Raw genomic sequence first — 761 nt, 5'->3', positions numbered from 1 at the left:
TCGCAGGTCCAGGCCGTGGCCGAGGCGCAGGGCGCGCTTGGCCGCGCGCAGGCCGACGGGGGAGTTCGCGGCCATGCGGGCGGCCAGCCGCAGCGCCTCCTCGCGGTCCTGGGACTCTTCCACCAGGTGGTCCACCAGCCCGAGCCCGTGCGCCTCCTCGGCTTCCAGGCGGCGTGCCGTGAAGATCAGCTCGGCCGCCCGGGCCGCCCCCACCCGCCGCGGCAGCAGCTGCGTACCGCCGCCGCCGGGGATCACGCCCACGGACACCTCCGGCAGGCCCACCACGGCCGTACGGTCGGCCACGATCACGTCGCAGGACAGGGCCAGCTCGAAGCCGCCGCCGAGCGCGAACCCGTGCACCGCGGCGATCGTCGGCATCGGCAGCTCCAGTACGCCGGTGTACGCCCCGCGCGCGACCGGCCGCTGCCGCATCAGGTCGGCGTCGCTGAAGGAGTTGCGCTCCTTCAGGTCGGCACCGACGCAGAACGCCCGTTCGTGCGACGACGTCAGGACCACCACGCGCGCGTCCCGGTCGGCGGCCAGCGCCGCACACGCCCCGGTGATCGACCGGGCCATGTCCGTCGACACGGCGTTCATGGCCTTCGGCCGGTCCAGGACGAGCTCCGCGACGTAGTCGTGCCGCCGTACCAGCACGAACTCCCCGAACCGCTCCTCGCTCATGACACCCTCCCGGTTAACGCGGGTTAACAAGGTAACAGGGAAAGCGCGGTCGGGTCACAGCACGCCCCGCTGTCGAGACC

At 73.3% G+C, this 761-nt stretch carries 1 protein-coding gene; it reads right to left on the bottom strand.

Features of this window, described 5'->3' with window-relative positions; genetic code table 11:
• Positions 1-681: enoyl-CoA hydratase/isomerase family protein (locus C1I97_RS38230; protein ID WP_111007397.1), on the bottom strand; the 681-nt coding region annotated here is incomplete at its 3' end.
• Positions 682-761 lie beyond the last annotated feature (80 nt).

The sequence above is a fragment of the Streptomyces sp. NTH33 genome, assembly GCF_003236365.1.
GTDB lineage: Bacteria > Actinomycetota > Actinomycetes > Streptomycetales > Streptomycetaceae > Streptomyces.
The sequence above is the reverse complement of the archived record's forward strand: the minus strand, read 5'-3'. Positions and strand labels throughout refer to the sequence as shown.